Origin of the sequence: Acinetobacter bouvetii (genome assembly GCF_902753875.1) — a bacterium.
Lineage (GTDB): Bacteria > Pseudomonadota > Gammaproteobacteria > Pseudomonadales > Moraxellaceae > Acinetobacter > Acinetobacter bouvetii_A.
In genome coordinates this window covers 1-19,671 of the sequence record NZ_CADDTS010000045.1, presented here as the reverse complement: position 1 = coordinate 19,671, position 19,671 = coordinate 1, and the positions used below count along the sequence as shown (strand labels likewise).

The following is a 19,671-nucleotide window of genomic DNA, read 5'->3' as shown; positions in this document are numbered from 1 at the left end:
TTGATGAAATACGGTATTCTGATGTGACAAAACCTGAGTCCTTATAGTTAAAGTGTTTGGTCGCACTTATATTTTAACTACTTTAGACTCAGGTTTTTTATTTAAAGCAAACTATGGGACAGCAGTGCCTTATAGGGTGCTTTTTTTCTTTCAATTATGAAATGGTCAGAAGCTTAAGCCCCCGATTTTTTGGTGACGAGATTATAAAGAAATAGAATAATGATCGCCCCAATGACTGAAGCAATAAAGCCTGCAGCAGAGTTTTCACCATAGAGTCCGAGTAAACGGCCACCATAGGTTGCCAATAAAGAACCTGCGATACCGAGTAAAGCCGTAATCAAGAAGCCTGCTTTGTCATCGCCTGGATGAATTGCCCGAGCAACTAAACCCGCAATAAAACCGACTACGATCGCAACTATAAGTGACCACATGAGCCTTCTCCTTTTGTTATCGTTTATTTATCTACTTTCAATGTTTTCATTTTTATAATTAATCATTTATTACAAATGAAACAGGTGAATCTTGCTAATAACTGTTGTTTTTTTGTTCATAAGTCAATTTAAAATATAAAAAAAGTGGCCTTCGGCCACTTTAAGTATCTGTTGTATGTCTTATAGACCAATTTCACCAATAAATGGAATATGGCGATATTTTTGATCATAGTCCAGACCATAACCGACAATAAATTTATCTTCGACTTCGAAACCCAAAAATTTAACGTCAAGTTCAATTTCACGGCGTGATGGTTTGCTGATGAGCGTACAAAGCTCAATTGAGTTGGGACCACGCGTGCTCAAGATTTCCAGAACTTTGCTGAGAGTGTTACCCGAGTCAATAATATCTTCCACAATCAGTACATCTTTACCGCGAATTTCGCCGTCCAGATCTTTGAGAATTTTGACATCACGGGTTGAAACTGTACCGCCACCGTAACTTGATACTGTCATAAAATCGAGTTCATGCGGTTTAGTAATAGCACGACATAAATCCGCCATAAAAATGACTGAACCACGAAGTAAACCAATCAGAACAAGTTCTTTGTCACTATTGGCATAGTGAGCATCAATTTTTGCACCAAGCTCTTTGACTTTAGCTTGAATTTCTTCAGCTGAGATCATTACGCTCATATGAACGGTCATGGGTAGATACCTAAAAGCAAATCAAAAAATAAAAAAGGTGTTGACCAGCAACACCTCTAAAGATGAACTAATTTTAATACATCTGTTGAATAGATGCATCTTTTTTAGGCCTGAAAATGTAATCAGGCCTTGTTCGGTGCCGTATCGCGCTTCAGTGAAAAGGCACACAGCAGCGCTATGCCAGCAAGCAGAATGATCTTTTTACTGGACTTTTTTCCCGCTTCATTTTTTGACATAGGCCACTGCTCCATAGATATAAGTGGCATGGATGTTACGGTCATCACCCATGGTCATCAGGGCAAATAAAGCATCTTCAAGGCCTTTAGCACGCTCCTGACGTAGCGTTTGCAGTGCAGTGGCTTTTAAATCCAGTACGATAAAATCGGCTTCCTTGCCCACGTTGAAGTTGCCCAGTTGATGATCCAGATTTAAGGCCTTGGCGCCGCCCAAGGTAGCATGATACAGGGACTCAAAAGCAGAAAGTTTATCGCCCTGTAGCTGTTGCACTTTGTAGGCTTCATTCAGGGTTTGCAATTGGCTAAACGACGTTCCTGCGCCAATGTCGGTACCTAATCCGACTTTGACCTGTTTTTCCCAGGTCTTTTTCAAGGGAAACAAGCCACTGCCCAAGAACAGGTTCGAGGTTGGGCAAAAAGCAATGGCTGAGTCGGTTGCATGCATGCAGTCCCATTCGGCATCCTCCAGATGCACGCAGTGGGCAAATACCGAACGCTCTCCGGTGAGGCCATAATGGTGGTAAACATCCAGATAACCTTGTTGTTCCGGAAACAGCGCTTTGACCCAGGCAATTTCATTTTTGTTTTCACTTAAATGCGTATGCACATAGACATCGGGATATTCAGCTTTTAACTCCCTTGCCCGAGCGAGTTGCTCGGGTGTAGAGGTTGGGGCAAAGCGCGGGGTAATGGCATACAGGTTACGACCTTTGCCATGCCATTTTTCAATCAGTGCCTTAGAGTCCTGATAAGATGTTTCTGGTGTGTCACACAGGTCTTCTGGTGCATGACGGTCCATCATCACTTTGCCGGCAATCAAACGCATTTGATGCTGCTCTGCAGCTTCAAATAAGGCATCGACCGATTCGGCATGCACGGTACAGAACACCAAAGCTGTGGTGGTGCCGTTTTTTAAGAGTTCCTGCACAAAAAACTGTGCAATTTTGTCGGCATAGGCTTTGTCTTTAAACTGCAATTCGGTTGGGAAGGTATAGGTGTCTAACCATTCCAGCAGCTGTTCGCCATAGGCGCCAACCATCTCGGTTTGCGGGAAATGAATATGGGTATCGATAAATCCGGGTACAATCAGCTTGTCGGGATAATGATCCACCTGCACATCAGCCGGAAGATGGTGCTGGCCGGTTTGCCAATCGCCAAACCAGCGAATTTTGCCATTTTCAGTAATGAGTAAGCCATCTTCTACATATCGCACTTGGTCGTGAATTTCACGCGCTTGGGCAACCGTATTTTGAATATCTAGGAAGCGACCGCGAACAGCCGTCGTTGCAACTACAGAAGACATTGAAAACCTGCGATTTTGAATTTTTTCGGTTGATTGTAGCTTAATTTGTTGGACAATGGCGTAGCAGTAATTTGGTTAGGCTGTTCTAAATTCAAGAACACTTTAATTAATCACTTATTATTTTTGGCAATGAGAGATGAATCTCTGGATCAGTAGTGTGAAGCTGTATCTGAATATTCTCCAAATTTGCTGAGCATAGCACCAATGCAAAATATTCCCTTAGTTATGCAAGATAGTTATAGCGATTCACTAAGATATTCTATTCAGCAGCACGATAGCATCATGCGAATTTTGCAACAGCTCTATCTCGTCGATTCAACTGCTTATATAGCCGCTGGCGTGATTCGCAATATGCTGTGGTCAGAATTGCATGAGCAAAATTATGAGCTTGCCGGGACTGAGGTGGATGTCATTTTTTATCATGCAGAGGATGATGGCTCGTATGCCCATGTTATTCAACAGCACATGCAGCAGCATTTCCCACAGATAAAATGGGATGTGACCAATCAGGCTTTGGTACATCAATGGTATCGCACTGAGAATGGTGAACGTATTGCACCGTTGCAATCTATCGCCCACGCCCTATCTTTATGGCCCGAAACTGCAACTGCGATCGCAGTAAAACTGACGGCGTCGCAACAGATTGAAATAGTTGCTCCCTTTGGCTTAAAGGATTTATTTGAACTCAACTTACGTTGGAATCCATGTTTGGTCAGTCATGCAGTATTTATGCAGCGTGTGGTATCTAAACAGTTTTTTACACGTTGGCCAAAGCTGAACTTAATTGACAAAGACACTATTGCATCGGCATGACATGGTTTTGTCGACGTATAAAAAAGCCTTCCACCCTGAAGATGAAAGGCCAGATTCTAATGATGTAAGGTGTTAAAGCTGTTGTTGCTTCTTGTTATATCGAATGGATAACCATGCGGTAATGGTCAACACAATCACAATAAAGCCAAGTGACATCCAGATTGGCATGTGGAACACATCCAGCATTAACATTTTAAAACCGATAAACAGCAGGATAATCCCGAGCCCATAAGGTAAATAATGCATTTTAGACGCTGCACCTGCCAGCAAGAAGAACATGGCACGTAAGCCTAAAATCGCCATCAGGTTGGCGGTTAAGACAATAAACGGATCAGACGTTACAGCGAAAATAGCCGGAATGGAATCTACGGCAAAAATAACATCCGAACCTTCAACCAGAATCAGTACTAAAAATAACGGGGTTGCCCATAGTAAGCCATTTTGACGCACGAAGAAGTTATGCCCGTCCAGATGCGGTGTAATACGCATGTGTTTACGTAACCATTTAAGTAAGGCAATGTCTTCAATATCCGGATTATCTTCATGCCCTTTCAGGAATTTAAAGCCGGTGTAGACCAGGAAGGCTCCGAAGATATATAAAATCCAGGAAAATTCTTGTACGAACCAGGCTCCAATAAAGATAAAGATGGTTCGTAACACGATGGCACCGAGTACGCCATACAGCAGCACTTTACGCTGTAATGCAGGAGGAATGGCAAAAGCGGCAAAAATCATCAACCAGACAAAAACGTTATCAATTGCCAGCGATTTCTCTAACAGATAACCGGCAAAGTATTCCATGGTTTTTTGATTGGCGAGCGCCACACCTGCCGTTTGCTGCAAATACAGCCATAAACCGCCTGCAAACAGGATGGATACACTGACCCAGGCAATACTCCAATAGGCAGCTGACCTGACTTTCACAGGCTGGTCTTCTTTATGCTTAAAACCAATAAAGTCGATGATGAGCATGACTGCCACCATCGCAAAAAAGGCCAGATACAATCCCGGGGTGCCGATGGATTCCATAATAAACTCCACAGCTGACACCTGGCCATAAAAAAACCTTGACCAGTTGCCAGATGATTTAAACATCTATGTCAACATGATCAAGGTCTTGCCTACATCTGAATACCGATATTTTGTAACTTCAGATGCTCAGATACCGACTTTTTGCAAAGTGTAATGACGATATTCTGACACCCCGGTATTTTCAACTTCAAAATACCGGGGCTTGGAGGAGGCTACTCCCCTTGTTCAACTTAATTTTGTTTTGGATCAGATCCAAATGTGCTTGAAGAATCGCATATTTATCAGAATTGTGCAAATTTTATCTGGCGGATTTACATTTTAATGAAATCTTTACGTTGCACTAAAACCAAGGCCAATACCGTCCCGACTATGGCAATCAGACCACCTAGCAGGCCAATCTGGCTTAAGCCATAACTTGTCGTGACGAATCCACCAAATAAGGCCCCACCCCCAATACCAACATTATACAGACCTGAATAAATCGCCATGGCGGCATCGGTTGCGTCCGAGGCCAGATTCAGGGTTTTGGCTTGCAGTGCCAAGCTAAAACAAATAATGCTCATGCCCCAAAATAAACTGAGTGTACTTAGGCCAATAAAACCTTGTGACAGCGGTAACAACAGCAACATAGAGATAGCCAGTAATGCACAACTGAAAGGAATGGCCAGTTTGGGATATTTATTGCCAAATTTGCCAAACAGGTAAGAACCAATAAACCCTGCCCCGCCGTAGATCAGTAACAAGGTGGTGGTTTGGCTAGAACTGAAATGGGCAATATCCAGCGCAAAGGGTTCGATATAACTATAAGCGGTAAATTGCGCAGTAATGATGATAATGGTCAATGCAAAGACCATGACCAGACTGGGGCGTTTAAACAAGATACCTAGACTCTGGATAGAACCGGAATTGACACTCGGGAGTTTAGGCAAGGTTTTTGCCAAGGTTATACAGACCAGAGCTGCACCTAGTGCAATTAAGGCAAAGGTATTGCGCCAACCATAGGCTTCGCCAATCATGCGGCCAAAAGGAATGCCTAAAACCATGGCCAATGCGGTACCGGTCGCCAGTAAACCGAGGGCCTGAAATTCTTTGCCTTTAGGTGCCACCCGGACTGCTAATGAGGCGGTAATCGACCAAAACAAAGCATGAGCAAAAGCAATCCCAATCCGGCTGAGCAAAAGTACATTGAAGTTCCAGGCGAAATAAGATAAGCCATGACTGACAATAAACAGCACAAATAAGGCAATCAGTAAAAAACGCCGTTCGATATTACGAGTTAAAAGCATGATTGGTAATGAAATGGGCGCAACCACCCAGGCATACAGGGTGATCATAATCCCGACATCGGTTGCAGACATGTTAAAACTAAGGCCAATATCACTTAACAGAGCGACTGGAATAAATTCGGTGGTATTAAAAATAAATGCTGCAAAAGCTAAGGTGATGACAGAAATCCACTGTTGGGTGGATGTTTTTTTGGGTTGGAGAGTGGATGACATGGTCAAATTATTTAGGATATGTAGGCCTATTTTAGGCAAGCTAGTGAATGATGTTAAGTGCGATTAATAAATATACATAGAACTTTTGGGAAAAATATGTTGAGTTATAGATTGAAAATTAAGTGAAATAAGGCAATAAACTATGATCGTTCAACACGAAGAACATGGTAGTAAAGGTGCATTTTTTATTGAAGAAAATTCGCAGCGTTTGGCTGAAATGACGTACTCTTGGGCTGGTGATAATCAATTTATTATTGACCATACAGATGTGCATGAAACCTTAAGAGGACAAGGTGTAGGACGTCATTTATTAGATGCAGCTGTAAATATGGCAAGACAAAAACGGGTTAAAATTATTCCACTCTGCCCATTCGCAAAATCTGTTTTTGATAAAGATTTATCTATTGCCGATGTTTTACGTTAAGGTTTATTCTGAATAAAAACGAAATAAGCCACAGAAATTGTAATCGCTAAAATTTCTATGGCTCTTGTGCTGTTAAAATATATGACATATATACTTTTACTCAGGAAAAAAATTATTTAAACGGGTTTTTATCTTTCTCTTTATACATAGAGAAAATTAACCACATAGCCAGAATGATTAAGAAGATAATTAAATAAAGATAGTAATCCATTAACGCCCTCAATGTGTTAAATGATTCGCTTAAATTTAATCATTTTGAGAAATGAGAGATATCCCTTAAATTAGGTATTTTTTAATTAAAAATTGAAAAATTAATGATTTATATATCAATATTGGTCATTTATCAGGCTTAAGAGAAAATTGAATATGCAATTTCAACATCAAGACAATGGACAAAAAGGCGAATTTTTTTCTGCGGATCACTCAGGTAAGCGTATTGCTGAAATCAGTTATGTTTGGCGTAATGAAAATATCATAGTGGCAGATCATACCTGGGTGGATGACTCTTTACGTGGGCAAGGTGCAGCACGTAAATTACTAGATGTTTTAGTAGAATTTGCACGTGAAAAACAATTAAAGATTATTCCCACCTGTTCTTATGTTGAAGTCATGTTTAGACGGGATCAAAGTCTGGCAGATGTTGCTGCGTAAAAATAAAAAAGCTCAACAAATGTTGGGCTTTTCTCATTCGAGCCTATTAGGCAATGTCGATAATGACTTTCATTGCATTTTCGTCTGAGGCATGTTTAAACACTTGATATGCCTTTTCAAACGCATCAAATTTAAAATGATGCTAAGCCAGTTTTTCTAAAGGTAATTTGCCGGAACAGCAGGTTTTAAGCAGCATGCCTGTGGTATTGGTATTGACCAAGCCAGTGGTGATAGTCAGGTTTTTAATCCACAACTTATTGATTTCAAAATTGACCGACTTGCCATGTACCCCAACATTGGCCAGATGCCCACCCTCTTTAACCACTTTTTGGCAAATATTCCAGGTCGGTTCTGCACCTACGGCTTCAATGGCACAATCAACACCACGACCTTCGGTAATCTCTAGGATACGTGAGATGGCATCTTCCTTGCCGGAGTTAATGGTATGCGTTGCACCCACCTCCTTGGCCAGTGCAAGGCGGTTATTATCCATATCGACAGCAATAATCATGGAAGGTGAATAGAATTGTGAAGTCAGTACGCAGCCCATCCCGATGGGTCCTGTACCGATAATCGCGATACTATCGCCGGGTTTAACATTGCCATATCGCACCCCAATTTCATGTGAAGTGGGCAGTACATCGGATAAAAACACCGCAACATCTTCGTTTAAGCCTTCTGGTAAGAGATATAAAGATGTATCGGCAAATGGGGTGCGAACATATTCCGTATGGGTGCCATCAATCATGTAACCCATAATCCAGCCTCCTCCATTTTGGCAGTGGGAATACAGTTGTTTTTGACAGTTTTCACAGATACCGCAGTGGCTAATACAGGAGATAATCACCCGATCGCCTTTCTTGAATTTTTTCACTGCGGAACCGACTTCTTCAACAATACCAATACCTTCATGTCCTAAAATACGGCCATTAAATTGCCCAGTTGTGGTCTTGGCATGTTCCTGTATTTCTGGGTTTTTACCTTTCCAAATACCTAAATCGGTACCGCAAATGGTGGTTTTGGTCATCCGGATCAGGGCATCATCGGGATTAATAATTTGGGGAATTGGGCGTTCTTCAAATCGGATATCATTTTCGCCGTAGTAGACCATCGCTTTCATTGTTGTCATCAGCGTATTCCTTTTTTATTTTCTATCCTTCTATTGGCTGGATTTCCTCTTTCAGTGATTTAAAACGTGGCATTTAAATAGAGGAAAACTGGATGATGGGAGGATAGAAGTTAATCATTGGCTCTGCTGTATTTCTAGGATGTTAAAGCAGGGAGCATAAATACACAGAGCTTGTCTTTCTAAGCTAGCAACAGTAAGTGATGAAGTCATTACCTGGACAGGTTTGCTTACAGAATGGTTCTGTTTGAACATTATTATAGCTTGAAACTTCAGAAAAGAGATTTTAAAAAAATTAAAAATTGATTAATATCAATGATATTAATAACTTTACCTATATTCTAAAATATGCAAACTCGAGTATTTAAAGATTTAGATTTTCCAAAAGCAAAACTATTAGAATCGATTCAGGAATTCTGTGATAGGAATGACTATTCCTATTGTCAACATCAAGATTCCACAGATGTGAAACAAATCTTTTTAGTTACCTGTCGTGGGATGAAAGATGCTAGATTAGAAGTTTTTAATAAAAATGATGGTACAACGAGCTTTAATTATAGAACTGGTCAAAATCAAGATGTTAGCTTTAAATTAGCAGATCATTTGTCCACTAAAGTCCCTGCTGAAAAAGGAACAAGTACTGTTGTATTGGTTGGATATACAGTAGATGATATCGAATCTGCAATTCAATTAATGACAGAGAAGAAGCATGAGAGTGGAGAAAGTTTTTTTTCTTACTCTAAACAAGTGTCAGATACACAAACTAGATTTGAAATAGTTAATAAATTTTATAAAGATAAATTGCATGTTACAGTATTTATAACGAAAACTGTAAACATACAAGGTCGTAGATTGTCATGTTATGAAGAATTTGCTTTTCAAATGACTGATTTGTTGAATACAGCTGATTTAGCCAAAGTAATTAGTAAAACTGACGAAACTAGTATTCAACTCTTAGAACCACAAATGCTTATAAAACAATTAGAAAAATCATTAGATCCAATTTATAAACATTTACCTAATTCAATTCAGAAACTTCTGTTAAGTAGCATTACATTAAAATCTATAAGAGTATCATTACCTGATTATAGTTGTTTAGTGTATCCTGATTTGCGTTGTATAGAAGGGGCAATAAAAAATATTCTATATTGTTTTGATGATATTGAATATAAAGAACTAGGTGATTTATTTGAGTACAAAAAATGTACAGGTCATGTATTAAAACAAGATATAGTAGAAATCATTAATAAAGAGGCTCTTGTTAAAGAATTAAACAAAGCTTATTCATTCTATTGTAATCATCGTCATTCGCTTTTTCATATGGCAGAAATTGTTGATGCATCAAGATTGGTTTCTAATTTAGATAAAGCAATCGATCTGACAGATGATATTTACAATTTATTAAAAGGTGTATATAAAGCGCATCATGGATATTCTGATTAAAGAGTTAAATGATGAAAAGCTTGTAATTATTACGGCTATTTTGGATTTTAACCCTATAAAAAAATTGAAATTAATTTCTGCTGAACTTGAGGAAAGAAAGTTTCAGGGAACTGTAACTTTTGATTTGTTAGTATTAAATGGAATTGAAGATAATCGATTTATTTCTATGTATTTTGATGGAAAAAAATTTGATAAATCTACTATTTGTATCCAATCTCATATCAAAACAAATTTAGAGATAGAACAGAATTCATTTTTTAAAAACAATATAGATTTGTTAGCACATAGTGTTCTGTCTTCTAAAGAAATTTCTTATTTTGCATAAAAGAAGCCCGCTTTGCGGGCTTCTTCATATTTTAATCTTAAGCTTTTAACGCACCAATCAATTTCTGATGCAAGCCACCAAAACCGCCATTTGACATAATCACTACTGCATCGCCCTCTCCTGCTTCTGCAGTGACGGTCTTAATAATGTCATCCAGTGAACGTGCCACAATCGCTTTGTTCGGTGCAGCATCAATCACTGGCTGTAAGTCCCAGTCCAAACCTTCAGGTTGATACCAGATCACTTCATCAGCCAAACGTGCAGAATGAGCCAAACCATCTTTATGGCTACCCATACGCATGGTGTTTGAGCGCGGTTCAATAATCGCCCAAAGTTTACGTTCACCTAAGCGTTTACGAGCGCCGTCCAAGGTCGTTTCAATGGCTGTTGGATGATGGGCAAAGTCATCATACACTTCAATGCCTTTGACGGTATCCAGCAATTCCATACGGCGTTTAACACCGCCAAAATTAGATAAAGCTTCACATGCAGTTTCAATCGAAACGCCCACATGTTCAGCTGCTGCAATGGTCGCCAAGGCATTGGCCACACTGTGCTGTCCGGTCATGTTCCATTTAACGATGCCTTTGACTACTCCATGTTGCAACACCTTGAAATGTGAACCATCGTTCGATAGTTGTTCTGCATAGACTTCTGCAGTGTCATTCGCTTGCAAAGACGTACGAACTACAGGTGTCCAGCAGCCCATCTCTAATACTTCATCAATATTTGTTTCAGTGATTGGCGCAATAATGCGGCCTTCACTTGGAATGGTACGTACCAGATGATGGAACTGTTTTTGAATTGCAGCCAAATCATCAAAGATGTCGGCATGGTCAAATTCAAGATTATTTAAAATTGCAGTTTTAGGATGGTAATGCACGAACTTGGAACGTTTGTCGAAGAAGGCTGAATCATATTCATCCGCTTCTACGCAGAAATATTTGCCACCACCTAAACGGGCACTTTCACTAAAACCGAGTGGTACGCCACCAATCAAAAAGCCCGGATTTAAACCGGCTTGATCCAGCACCCAAGCCAGCATGGTTGTGGTTGTGGTTTTACCATGCGTACCCGCTACACCCAGCACATGCTTGCCTTGTAATACATGGTCGGCCAAAAATTGCGGACCTGAAATATATGGTAAGCCTTCATTCAGCATATATTCCACAGCATCAATGCCACGTTTCATGGCATTGCCGACAATGACTAAGTCGGGATGGGGCTGCAAATGACTGCGGTCATAGCCCTGCATTAAAGTAATGCCTGCATTTTCCAGTTGAGTGGACATGGGTGGATAGACATTCGCATCTGAACCCGTCACTTTATGTCCCAAATCACGTGCTAATAATGCGAGCGAGCCCATAAAGGTGCCACAAATACCCAAAATATGCAGATGCATGCGTTTTAACTCCACGGCTTTTAGACACATCACCTTATTGTTGGTGGTGTTGTCATTATCGATTCAATTTGAAAGCAACCATATCAAGGGTTTTGCGGAAAAGATAGTCTTTCTTGTATCTATTCCTGGCATTGCCTCCGGTGCGGGATGAGGTGGCTGTATCCAGATTTCTGGACACTAAAATCGCTGATGAAATCACATGCTTTTTTATGCGAAAAACGTAAAATATGGGCAGTTAGCCCAGATCAATTGACTATGTACTTTCCCCTGCTGCTGTTAATCATTTCCAACTGTTTTATGACGCTGGCCTGGTACGGTCATCTTAAATTTTTACATGCAGCCCCGCTTTGGCAGGCAATTTTATTTGGTTGGTTGATTGCCCTGCTGGAATACAGTTTTATGATTCCCGCCACCCGGCTGCTCGCACAACAAGGCTGGGCCGTAGGACAAATGAAAATTACTCAGGAAGTGGTGACTTTACTGGTGTTTGTGCCTTTTATGATTTTTCTGTTTAAACAACCATTTAAGCTGGATTATCTGTGGGCAGGTCTCTGTTTGGTGGGATGTATTTATTTTGTGTTTCGTAGTCAATAAATTCATCACTCCCCTATTTTGATCGGTTTAATCTAAAAAATATTGAAAATATCCTCCGGCGAGAGCCGTTAAATTTTGGTGAGATGAAAAATCAGTCTATAATAGCGAGCTTGTGATTCATTTAAAACTTGGCTCTTGTCGAGATTTATCCTTCCTTACATTCGTTTATGGAATATTTGCAATGAATGCGGCTGCTGCACAAGACACTCAACCTCTCGTTGGAATTATCATGGGTTCCCAATCTGACTGGGCAACTCTGGAAAACACTGCCAATATGCTGAAACAGCTTGGCGTCCCATTTGAAGCGGAAGTCGTTTCTGCGCACCGTACCCCAGACCGTTTATTCGAATATGCGGAAACAGCACGTGAGCGTGGCATTCAGGTGATTATTGCCGGTGCTGGTGGTGCAGCACATTTACCCGGGATGTGTGCAGCGAAGACTGATTTACCAGTTTTAGGTGTACCTGTGAAATCTTCAATTCTTAACGGTGTAGATTCATTGCTGTCCATCGTACAAATGCCGGCAGGTATTGCTGTGGGTACTTTGGCGATTGGTCCTGCGGGCGCAACCAATGCTGCAATTATGGCAGCACAAATTTTGGGTCTGACACGTCCTGACATTGCAAAAAATGTTGCTGAATTCCGCGCTGCGCAAACTGAAAAAGTGGCAAGCAAAAATATTCCTGGTCAAAACTAAAGCCAAGCTTAAAACGGGACACACGTTATGGATAAAACCATCGGTATTTTTGGTGGTGGTCAACTCGGCCGTATGATGGCACAAGCTGCTCTGCCGCTGAATATTCAATGCACCTTCTTTGAAGCCAATACAGATTGCCCTTCCGCAGCGCTGGGTCAGGTGATCTCAAGCAAAGCTGAAAATGGCTTACAAGATTTTATCAATAGTGCAGATGTATTTAGCCTAGAGTTTGAAAATACACCGCTAGCAGATGTTGATGTTTTAACCAAGCAAAAGCAACTCCATCCACCGCGTGAGGCTTTGGCTATTGCACAACATCGTTTGTCTGAAAAGGCATTGTTTGATGAGTTACAGATTCCGGTTGCACCATACAAAGCAGTGACTTCATTGGAAGGCTTACAAGCAGCAGTTGCTGAACTCGGCCTGCCAATTGTGCTGAAAACTTCACGTGGTGGTTACGATGGTAAAGGTCAATTTGTACTACGCAGTGCAGATCAAATCGAGCAAGCGTGGGCGGAACTTGGCCCTGCGGGTGAATTGATTGCAGAAAGTTTTGTCACTTTCTCACGTGAAGTTTCAATTATTGCTGTACGTGGTCAAAATGGTGAAGTGAAAACCTGGCCATTGGCGGAAAACCATCACCACAACGGTATTTTGTCGCATTCTATTGTTCCTGCTCCAAACAGTGAAGATTTACAGCCTGTGGCGCAGGACTACATCACTCGCCTGCTGAATCATTTGAATTATGTGGGTGTGTTGACGCTTGAGCTGTTCGTTACCGACAAAGGCCTATATGCCAATGAGATGGCACCACGAGTGCATAACTCGGGTCACTGGTCTATTGAAGGTGCGATCTGTTCACAGTTTGAAAACCATATTCGTGCGGTGGCGGGCTTGCCATTAGGTTCCACTGAAGTGGTTCGTCCAACGGTGATGATCAACATTATTGGACAACATCCAAAATCTGAAGATGTCTTGGCGCTCAATGGTGCACATTTACACCTTTACAATAAGACTGAACGCGAAGGTCGTAAAATTGGTCACATCACTTTGATGCCGAATGACAGTGCTGAACTGATCACTTTATGCCGTCAATTGGCGAAAATTTTGCCTAATCCACTGGCATTGAGCGAAGATATGACCATTTAAACCTAAGTTTGAATGATAAAAAAGCGGTCATGCCTATGACCGCTTTTTTTATGCCTGCAGTTCGGGCATGATTGCGCCTCTTTTCCGGAAACACGCCGTTTATCGGAACAAAATAAAAAATATTGTCTGTAATTTGTGCAATGCTTTATAAATATAATGTTTAAAAAAAAGACAATTGAAAAAATTTTGTCGCTCGGTTTTAGACTGATTAATATTGCAGAATTTTTTAAATTCAAAAGATCAAAAATAAATTCAAAAAATGAATTTAAATTTAAAACTGAGGTTTTGAATTTAAAAATATGAATTCAAAAAAAGTGGTGCGAAGAATGAATTCAAACTTTTGAATTTAAATTTATAGATATAAAAAAGTGTAAAAACAGCCAAAACACACTTATCCACAGGCTATTTGAATTTAAAAAACCACTTTAAATTTAAAAGAATGAATTTAAATTCATAAAACGGGTGTTTTTTGAATTTAAAAGTTCTGGAAATATGTATTGTGGATAGCTTTTTTAAATTCAAAAATAAAATATGAATTTAAAATGAAGAAGAATGAATTTAAATTTACGATTTGATTCAAAAACTCGGTGCTGATGGTGGTATGGTAAAACCATAATTTAAATTCAAATGCCATCAGGAATACTATGCGTCGCTTCGCTTTAGTTTTAGGTTCGGTTTTCCTTGCAATGACTCAGACCCACGCTGAACTGATTATTAATGGTCAAGCTGTGAGCGTGACTTCTTCTTCAGTCAACACCGTGGGAACTTCGCAAAATAATTTTCAGCAATGTATTGCAAACTTACGTTCTCAAGCGCTGGGCGCAGGTGTGAGTGAGGCCACTTATGACCGCTATACGCAAAATTTAAGCCCTGATTATTCCGTGATTCAGAAACTGAATTATCAACCTGAATTTTCTACTCCCATCTGGGACTATTTATCTGGTCTGGTGGATGAAGAGCGGGTGCAACTAGGTCGACAAAAACTCGCTCAGCACCGTGAAGTACTGAATCGGGTGGCGGCGGCTTATGGTGTTCCGGCTGAAACTGTTGTGGCTGTATGGGGTGTAGAAAGTAACTTTGGTGATGTTTCAGGAAGTTATCCTTTATTACAGGCTTTGGGAACTTTAAGTTGTGAAGGGCGTCGGCAAAGTTTTTTCCGTGGTGAATTTTTTAGTAGCATGCGAATTTTGCAGCGTGGTGATTTAAGCGAACAGCAAATGAAAGGCTCATGGGCTGGGGCATTTGGTCATACTCAATTTATGCCTTCGACTTATGAAGAGCTGGCTGTTGATTTTGATGGCGATGGGCGACGTGATCTGGTGTCCAGTACCGCCGATGCCTTGGCGTCCACGGCAAATTTCCTGAAAAAACGCGGTTGGCAAACCGGCCAGCCTTGGGGTTTTGAAGTCAAAATCCCGGAAGGTATGTTGATTAATGGTGAAAGCCGTCGTAATAAAAAGGCATTAAGCAATTGGGTCAGTCAGGGTGTGATTCGGGCCGATGGCACGCCTTTAATTCAGGGGAATTTAAGCGAGTCATCTGCTGCGGGTCTCATGGCACCTGCAGGTGAAAATGGGCCGTTATTTCTCGTCTTTAAAAACTTTGATGCTATATATAGTTATAACGCTGCTGAAAGTTATGCCTTGGCGATTGCTCATTTGTCCGATCGGCTACAGGGTGCAAGCGGTTTTAGTAAAGCCTGGCCAACCGATGATGCGGGAACATCGCGTGCGGAACGTCGTGAAATCCAGCAATTTTTGCTGAATAAAGGTTATGACATTGGTGCGGCTGATGGGTTAATTGGCGATAAAACCCGTCAAGCTATTCGTCAGGAACAGATTCGTTTGGGCTTGAGTCCGACAGGGCGTGCAGGACAACAAATTTTGAATGTATTTCGACAAGAAAATGCAAAAAAGATGATGAAATAAACTGCTGAAAGCTGAAAATAGAGTCATAAAAAGGTCTGCTGAGTGCAGACCTTTTTATATACAGAGCTTATTTATATTTAAACGGCAGTAATGGTACCTAAAATACGATAACCAGCTGCACCGGTGACCGCCGGCAAATTTCCACTCTGCTGATGGATAAAGCGCATCGCCAGCCAGGCAAAAGCAGTGGCTTCCACCCAAGTAGGGGCTAAACCGAGGGCAGAAGTGGTTTGTACCGACCAGTTGTGTTTACGCAAACGCCAACGTAACTGCTCCAGTAAATGCGAGTTATAGGCACCACCGCCACAAACATACACTTCACCAGTATCCATATCTGAGCGGTAAATGGCTTTTTTAATCGCGCGTGTGGTTAGTTTGAGTAACGTGGCTTGCACATTTTCAGGCACATCTTCTAGCTCGTCATATTCAAGATCATTCCGCCAATCGGCAATTTGTTCATCCAGCCATTCCAGGTTGAAATCTTCACGCCCCGTGCTTTTGGGTGGTTCTTTGGAAAAATATTCGTGTGCTTGTAAGCGATCGAGCAAGCTGCGAATTGGCTGGCCATAAGCGGCCCAATTGCCATTTTCATCATAAGCCTGACCGGTATAACGATGACACCAGGCATCCATTAAAATATTGGCAGGCCCGGTATCAAAACCATACACGCCTTCCGGGTTGCCGGCCGGTAACATACTGACATTGGCAATTCCGCCCAGATTTAAAATCACCCGATGAATGCTGTCATGCTGGAACAGGGCTTGATGAAATGCCGGAACCAAAGGTGCGCCTTGACCACCTGCGGCCATGTCACGACGTCGAAAATCTGCAATCACCGGAATTTGGGTCATTTCAGTAATAATGTTGGGATCGCCAATTTGTAAGGTAAAACCATGTTCAGGACGGTGACGGATGGTTTGTCCATGTGAACCAATCGCTTTAATTTGACTGCGATCCAGATGGTTTTTTTCAATCAGCTCATTAATGCCGCGACCAATCATTTGTGCCAGCGCTACATCGGCTTTGCCCATGCGATCAATTTCGTTGTCCCCGGGTAAAGTGAGTGCCATCAGTTCGTCACGGAGGTCCAAATCAAAGGGTAAGGTCAGGGTGGCATGAAGCTGCAATGGATCAAATGAAGCAGCAACGATGTCAACGCCATCCATGCTGGTGCCGGTCATTACCCCAATATAGATCGCTGTCATGATGATAGTTAAGCCTGCATTCTGCTGAAAAAGTGTTAGTATATCGCACAAATTGTATAACTGATGTATTGGGTTTTGTGATGTCAAATTTCCTGCCGGCTGAAGAACAACTTGCCCTCATCCAACGAGGCACTCATGAGATTATTTCTGAAGAGGATCTGTTAAAGAAACTTAAAGAAAATCGTCCCTTAAAAATTAAAGCGGGCTTTGACCCAACAGCACCTGATTTGCATTTAGGTCACACTGTATTAATTAATAAACTCAAAGTATTCCAGGACTTGGGTCATGAAGTTTATTTCTTGATTGGTGATTACACTGCCATGATTGGTGATCCGACCGGTAAAAGTGCGACTCGTCCACCGTTGTCGCGTGAACAAGTGTTGGAAAATGCGAAAACCTATCAAGAACAAGTCTTTAAAATTCTTGATCCTGCAAAAACTAAAGTTGTTTTCAACTCTGAATGGTTTGCACAAAAAACTGCGGCTGATCTGATTCAATTGGCTTCACAGCAAACTGTGGCGCGTATGTTGGAGCGTGATGACTTCACTAAGCGTTATAACAACCATCAACCGATTGCGATTCACGAATTTTTATATCCGTTGGTACAAGGTTATGACTCGGTTGCGCTACATGCTGACGTTGAGTTGGGCGGTACCGATCAAACCTTTAACCTGTTGATGGGACGTACCTTGCAAGGTCGTTATGATCAGGAATCACAGGTGTGTATTACTGTGCCAATTCTTGAAGGTTTAGACGGTGTCAATAAAATGTCTAAATCTTTGGGTAACTACATTGCAGTATTTGATACACCGGGTGCGATGTACCAAAAAGTGCTTTCAATGCCGGATTCATTGATCGAACGCTATTTTGAGCTATTAAGCTTTAAGTCCATTGACGAAATTGCAGGCTTGTTAAAAGAAGTCGCTGAAGGCCGTAACCCGCAAGAAGTGAAGAAAATTCTTGCACTCGAATTGGTTGAGCGTTTCCACGGTGCGGAAGCGGCTGCTACTGCACATAAAGGTGCCGGTAACCTGATTACTGAAGGTGAATTACCGGAAGGTACGCCTGAAATCACAATTTCTCGCGCTCAATATAATGGTGAAATTGCCATTGCCTCTATTTTGCGTGAAGCAGGGCTTACTAAAAATTCAGCTCAAGCTAAAGATGCTTTAGGTCGTGGTGCTGTAAAAGTGGATTGGGAGCCTGTTGATGCGTCTTTCTCTGTAAAAGAGAACGTGACTTTAATTATTCAGGCCAGCAAAAAAGCAATTGCCAAAGTTACATTTGTAGACTAGCTATACGCTAAACTATTGAAATAAAAGCAGGCTTTGGTCTGCTTTTATTTTTTTACCGTATATTAATATTTCAAATAAGCAAATTCAAAAAAAACCTTATAAAAACAATACTTAAATTTTGCCAAATCTATTGCATTATTTTTTTATTATGTATAAGATTTATCCATCTAGACATCGTGTAGAAAGCATATCTAGAGGGTACTGTTGTAAAAGCTCCACAATTTTCAGTCTCTTCCCCAAGAGACTTTTTTTAATTTTCGCTAGATAACTATAATAATGACACTATGGATCTGAAGATGATCTAACTCCAAGGAAGAGGTTTTGGGAGAGATCTCTTTCTTTTTTTCTGTCTAAAATTACCTAAAGTTTAATTTGATCACTATTTTTTAGATTTTCATCAGTTGAAAAATGTCGATGATCGGCAAGAGTTTTCTTTAGTTTTCCTATTTGCCAAGTAAAAAAAGAAAAAGACTTTTGTTTATAAATAAAAATGACCGTGTATATCTACAATATGATTTTCAAGAAAAAGAGAAGTATGAATAATGAAAAGATAAGCGAAGAGGGAAAATATGTATTATCAAACTCAAAATAATGACGATGAAAAAATTGATGCTGTGCTTCGCTACTTATTCCAATATGAAAAACCCGAATTAAAACAGGCACAATATGTAGCCATAGTGGCTATTTTTGAAAAAATAGATATTGCTGCGATGTATTTCTTATTTTCTTTAATCTGTGAGCGATTGCCGCAGCGTGCAAAAATGTTATTTTCCGGTGAAGACTATAGAGGTAAAAAGCAGGTGATTTTAGAAGTCATGCAAAATTTGGCTTATTCAGTGGAAAGTTAACTTGGAAAAGCATCTGTAGTTCAGATTGAAATAAAAAAACACTAACTGAAAATAGATTTTTATTTATTTGGAAGATTGAAAGGCTTTAAAGATAAGACTTTTGAAAAAGGTTTTTGAATAAAAACCGTATTTTTATTGCTGAAATGTCTAAAAAATAGCTCAAAAAACACTTTTTTAGTGGTTTTTGTAGAAAAAACAGACATGCGTGACAAATAAATCATTTTAGGGCTTGCAAGAGTTCTGAAACTGTATAGAATACGCAGCATCCCAACGCGATACAGCAAACGAGCTTAGCTGAACAGGTTAAGTTGTTAGATGTTTATTGCGTTATATTTTCTACTGACGAGGTAGAAAATAGATCATTAAGAGATTATGAAGAACAACTTGTGTGGATTTTTACTGGTTGATTAATCGAAATTATTTTCATTGATTGAAGGTAGAAATTACTCGAAGTTTATTTGAGCAAATTTTTGTCAGTAATTGATGAGCCAAGATTGGTGCACTATATGCACTATTGATTTTAAACTGAAGAGTTTGATCATGGCTCAGATTGAACGCTGGC

Annotated in this window: 19 protein-coding genes; 11 read left to right on the top strand and 8 right to left on the bottom strand. The window is 40.5% G+C overall.

Annotation, left to right across the window (positions count from 1 at the left end):
• Positions 1-173: 173 nt before the first annotated feature.
• The 3 genes from FB6_RS13470 to guaD all read right to left on the bottom strand — a co-directional run bounded on the left by FB6_RS13470 (position 174) and on the right by guaD (position 2,678).
• Positions 174-431: a GlsB/YeaQ/YmgE family stress response membrane protein gene (locus tag FB6_RS13470; protein WP_174560473.1), complete on the bottom strand. Its 258-nt coding sequence runs from the start codon at positions 429-431 to the stop codon at positions 174-176.
• A 180-nt stretch (positions 432-611) separates the two neighbouring features.
• On the bottom strand, positions 612-1,139 hold the full coding sequence (gene hpt / locus FB6_RS13465) for a hypoxanthine phosphoribosyltransferase (protein ID WP_174560472.1): 528 nt from the start codon (positions 1,137-1,139) through the stop codon (positions 612-614).
• A 222-nt stretch (positions 1,140-1,361) separates the two neighbouring features.
• Complete coding sequence (gene guaD / locus FB6_RS13460; RefSeq protein ID WP_174560471.1) at positions 1,362-2,678, bottom strand: guanine deaminase; 1,317 nt, start codon at positions 2,676-2,678, stop codon at positions 1,362-1,364.
• Between the two features lie 204 nt (positions 2,679-2,882).
• Between guaD and FB6_RS13455 the strand changes: the two genes are divergently transcribed.
• Complete coding sequence (locus tag FB6_RS13455) at positions 2,883-3,491, top strand: nucleotidyltransferase family protein (RefSeq protein ID WP_254592247.1); 609 nt, start codon at positions 2,883-2,885, stop codon at positions 3,489-3,491.
• Between the two features lie 72 nt (positions 3,492-3,563).
• Here the strand turns inward: FB6_RS13455 and FB6_RS13450 are convergent, their stop codons facing one another.
• On the bottom strand, positions 3,564-4,520 hold the full coding sequence (locus FB6_RS13450; protein ID WP_174560470.1) for a TerC family protein: 957 nt from the start codon (positions 4,518-4,520) through the stop codon (positions 3,564-3,566).
• 314 nt (positions 4,521-4,834) lie between these two features.
• Positions 4,835-6,022 carry a sugar transporter gene (locus FB6_RS13445; protein ID WP_174560469.1) on the bottom strand — a complete coding sequence of 396 codons (1,188 nt, stop codon included), beginning with the start codon at positions 6,020-6,022 and terminating at the stop codon, positions 4,835-4,837.
• A gap of 142 nt (positions 6,023-6,164) precedes the next feature.
• Here FB6_RS13445 and FB6_RS13440 point away from each other — a divergent pair, with 142 nt between their 5' ends.
• Positions 6,165-6,446 (top strand): GNAT family N-acetyltransferase, encoded by a 282-nt coding sequence (locus tag FB6_RS13440; RefSeq protein ID WP_174560468.1) that lies wholly within the window; start codon positions 6,165-6,167, stop codon positions 6,444-6,446.
• 366 nt (positions 6,447-6,812) lie between these two features.
• A complete protein-coding gene (locus tag FB6_RS13435) occupies positions 6,813-7,097 on the top strand; it encodes a GNAT family N-acetyltransferase (protein WP_174560467.1) in 285 nt (94 codons plus the stop codon).
• 142 nt (positions 7,098-7,239) lie between these two features.
• Here FB6_RS13435 and FB6_RS13430 read toward each other — a convergent pair whose 3' ends face one another.
• Entirely contained in the window at positions 7,240-8,226 is a 987-nt protein-coding gene (locus FB6_RS13430) for a zinc-dependent alcohol dehydrogenase family protein (protein WP_302476194.1), read from the bottom strand.
• A 345-nt stretch (positions 8,227-8,571) separates the two neighbouring features.
• Between FB6_RS13430 and FB6_RS13425 the strand changes: the two genes are divergently transcribed.
• Together FB6_RS13425 and FB6_RS13420 are read left to right on the top strand one after the other, a co-directional pair.
• Positions 8,572-9,666, top strand: a complete 1,095-nt coding sequence (locus FB6_RS13425) for a type II toxin-antitoxin system RnlA family toxin (RefSeq protein ID WP_174560466.1) — start codon at positions 8,572-8,574, stop codon at positions 9,664-9,666.
• On the top strand, positions 9,650-9,991 hold the full coding sequence (locus tag FB6_RS13420) for a type II toxin-antitoxin system RnlB family antitoxin (RefSeq protein WP_174560465.1): 342 nt from the start codon (positions 9,650-9,652) through the stop codon (positions 9,989-9,991). Before FB6_RS13425 ends, FB6_RS13420 begins: the two co-directional genes overlap by 17 nt.
• A gap of 37 nt (positions 9,992-10,028) precedes the next feature.
• Here the strand turns inward: FB6_RS13420 and mpl are convergent, their stop codons facing one another.
• Positions 10,029-11,393, bottom strand: coding sequence for a UDP-N-acetylmuramate:L-alanyl-gamma-D-glutamyl-meso-diaminopimelate ligase (mpl, locus tag FB6_RS13415; RefSeq protein ID WP_174560464.1), 1,365 nt, complete (start codon positions 11,391-11,393; stop codon positions 10,029-10,031).
• A 255-nt stretch (positions 11,394-11,648) separates the two neighbouring features.
• Between mpl and FB6_RS13410 the strand changes: the two genes are divergently transcribed.
• The 4 genes from FB6_RS13410 (at position 11,649) to FB6_RS13395 (ending at position 15,761) form a co-directional block, all read left to right on the top strand.
• The gene (locus FB6_RS13410) at positions 11,649-11,987 is read left to right on the top strand and encodes a DMT family protein (RefSeq protein ID WP_174560463.1); all 339 of its coding nucleotides are present in this window, start codon (positions 11,649-11,651) and stop codon (positions 11,985-11,987) included.
• A gap of 181 nt (positions 11,988-12,168) precedes the next feature.
• Positions 12,169-12,684 carry a 5-(carboxyamino)imidazole ribonucleotide mutase gene (purE, locus tag FB6_RS13405; protein ID WP_174560462.1) on the top strand — a complete coding sequence of 172 codons (516 nt, stop codon included), beginning with the start codon at positions 12,169-12,171 and terminating at the stop codon, positions 12,682-12,684.
• Between the two features lie 27 nt (positions 12,685-12,711).
• Complete coding sequence (locus FB6_RS13400) at positions 12,712-13,833, top strand: 5-(carboxyamino)imidazole ribonucleotide synthase (protein ID WP_174560461.1); 1,122 nt, start codon at positions 12,712-12,714, stop codon at positions 13,831-13,833.
• Between the two features lie 644 nt (positions 13,834-14,477).
• Positions 14,478-15,761: a lytic murein transglycosylase gene (locus FB6_RS13395; protein ID WP_174560460.1), complete on the top strand. Its 1,284-nt coding sequence runs from the start codon at positions 14,478-14,480 to the stop codon at positions 15,759-15,761.
• A gap of 77 nt (positions 15,762-15,838) precedes the next feature.
• On the opposite strand, the gene FB6_RS13390 is transcribed toward FB6_RS13395, so the two are convergent.
• Positions 15,839-16,966 carry an anhydro-N-acetylmuramic acid kinase gene (locus tag FB6_RS13390; RefSeq protein ID WP_174560459.1) on the bottom strand — a complete coding sequence of 376 codons (1,128 nt, stop codon included), beginning with the start codon at positions 16,964-16,966 and terminating at the stop codon, positions 15,839-15,841.
• A gap of 80 nt (positions 16,967-17,046) precedes the next feature.
• Here FB6_RS13390 and tyrS point away from each other — a divergent pair, with 80 nt between their 5' ends.
• Together tyrS and FB6_RS13380 are read left to right on the top strand one after the other, a co-directional pair.
• Complete coding sequence (gene tyrS / locus FB6_RS13385; protein WP_174560458.1) at positions 17,047-18,261, top strand: tyrosine--tRNA ligase; 1,215 nt, start codon at positions 17,047-17,049, stop codon at positions 18,259-18,261.
• A gap of 569 nt (positions 18,262-18,830) precedes the next feature.
• Positions 18,831-19,109, top strand: coding sequence for a hypothetical protein (locus tag FB6_RS13380; protein WP_174560457.1), 279 nt, complete (start codon positions 18,831-18,833; stop codon positions 19,107-19,109).
• The last annotated feature ends 562 nt before the right edge of the window (positions 19,110-19,671 follow it).